The sequence below is a fragment of the Kitasatospora sp. NPDC093558 genome (assembly GCF_040683475.1).
Lineage (GTDB): Bacteria > Actinomycetota > Actinomycetes > Streptomycetales > Streptomycetaceae > Kitasatospora.
In genome coordinates this window covers 1-1,635 of the sequence record NZ_JBFBDY010001055.1, presented here as the reverse complement: position 1 = coordinate 1,635, position 1,635 = coordinate 1, and the positions used below count along the sequence as shown (strand labels likewise).

Here is a 1,635-nt window from a genome sequence, read left to right as displayed (position 1 = left end):
ACCTCGGTGAGCAGCGGCGCGATGTAGCTGTAGCACGCGAAGAAGCCGCCGCAGCCGACCACGACGGTGGCCAGCGCCAGCCACAGCTGCCCGCTGCGGAAGGCGCGCAGTTCGTGCCGGAGCCCGGACTGCGCGGGGGAGGGCAGGTGCGGCACCAGGCGGGCGATGGCGAGCGTGCCGGCGGCGGCGATCAGGACGACGACGAGCATCGTCGCCCGCCAGCCGAGGTGCTGCCCGAGCAGGGTCGCGGCGGGCACGCCGACGATGTTCGCGACGGTCAGCCCGGAGAACATGACGGCGACCGCGCGGGCCTTCTTGTCGGGGGCGACCAGTTCGGCGGCGGCCACCGCCCCCGCGCCGAAGAACGCGCCGTGCGGCAGCCCGGTGACGAGCCGGGCGGCGGCGAGGGTCCAGAAGTCGGGGGCGAGCGCGCACAGTAGGTTGCCGGTGGCGAAGATCCCGGCGAGGGCGACCAGCACCGCCTTGCGCGGGCGCCCGGCGGCGAGCGCGGTGAGCAGGGGAGCGCCGATCACGACGCCGAGGGCGTAGGCGGAGATCAGCCAGCCGGCCTGGGGGATGGAGACGTGCAGGCTGTCCGCCACCTGGGGGAGGAGCCCCATGGCGGCGAACTCGGTGGTGCCGATGGCGAACGCGGTGACGGCCAGGGCGACCAGCGCGAGAGGCAAGGGGGTGGCTCCGGAGGAGAAGGAGGGCATTGGTTCGCCCGGCATCCTAATCCGCCCGGGTGACCGGACCGTAAGCCGATCATGACGGGCCGGTGAAGCGGTCCGGCGGAGCGAGGCGTCACCGGGCTCATGACGTCAAGGGCGCGTCGGAGGGGCTCGCCAGCGGGCCGTCCGCGGGGGAGACTGGGGGCATGTGCCGCAACATCAAGACGCTGCGACCCCCCGTGACGCTCGACGCCGACGAGGACGACTTCCACGCCGCCGCGCTGCAGTACGTCCGGAAAGTGTCCGGGTTCCGCGCCCCGGCCGCGCACAACCGCGAGGCCTTCGACCGCGCCGTGGAGGCGGTCACCGAGGCGACCGCCCGGCTGCTGGCCGAACTCGAGGTCCGCGGCGCGTCCGCCAGGGCCGCCGAGGCCACCGCATAGACCGGCGCCCACCGGGCCGGGAGACGGCGCCGGCCGGCGGGCAGGGACGCACAGGTACCAGGAGGAGGTCGGTGATGAACCAGCCCACCCGTTACGCCCTCACCTTCCCCGGCACCCCCGGCACCCAGGCCCCGCAGGACGTGGTCGTGGTGGCGCGCACCAGCGCGACGGGCCCCGGCGGCCACCCGGTGTACGAGGACGCGAGCGGCATCGTCCGGGCCGAGATCAGCGACGCCGGCGAGGTCCGCATGCTCGCCAGCGGCGGCCACCAGACCCCGCACCTCCCGGTCCACGCCCAGCCGCTTCCGTAGGGGACCACTCGGCGGCCGCTCCCGGAGGGACCACTCGGCGCCGCGAACCGACTAGCACCCGCCCCGGCCGGGTAGCGGATGGGCATGGCAATCTTCCGCAAACCCGGGCGTTCGGGTCGCCCCGAGCCCGACGCCGTTCCCGCGCAGCTCGCGGACGAACTGGCCGGTCTGGTCGAGGAGGCCGAGCGGCCCGTCGACGAGTGGCAGGTC

At 74.8% G+C, this 1,635-nt stretch carries 3 protein-coding genes; 2 read left to right on the top strand and 1 reads right to left on the bottom strand.

The window, feature by feature from the left end; all coding sequences use genetic code 11:
* On the bottom strand, positions 1 to 686 hold a 686-nt coding region (locus tag AB0O00_RS38400; protein ID WP_363659320.1), incomplete at its 3' end, for an MFS transporter.
* A 191-nt stretch (positions 687 to 877) separates the two neighbouring features.
* Here AB0O00_RS38400 and AB0O00_RS38395 point away from each other — a divergent pair.
* Both AB0O00_RS38395 and AB0O00_RS38390 read left to right on the top strand, forming a co-directional pair.
* The gene (locus AB0O00_RS38395; protein WP_363659319.1) at positions 878 to 1,114 is read left to right on the top strand and encodes a DUF2277 domain-containing protein; all 237 of its coding nucleotides are present in this window, start codon (positions 878 to 880) and stop codon (positions 1,112 to 1,114) included.
* Positions 1,115 to 1,188: 74 nt separating this feature from the next.
* Positions 1,189 to 1,425 (top strand): DUF6296 family protein, encoded by a 237-nt coding sequence (locus tag AB0O00_RS38390; protein ID WP_363659318.1) that lies wholly within the window; start codon positions 1,189 to 1,191, stop codon positions 1,423 to 1,425.
* Positions 1,426 to 1,635 lie beyond the last annotated feature (210 nt).

Excerpts from the sequence above, each read along its gene's own strand:
- AB0O00_RS38395 (WP_363659319.1), top strand. The coding sequence starts at position 878 with ATGTGCCGCAACATCAAGACGCTGCGACCCCCCGTGACGCTCGACGCC.
- AB0O00_RS38390 (WP_363659318.1), top strand. The coding sequence starts at position 1,189 with ATGAACCAGCCCACCCGTTACGCCCTCACCTTCCCCGGCACCCCCGGC.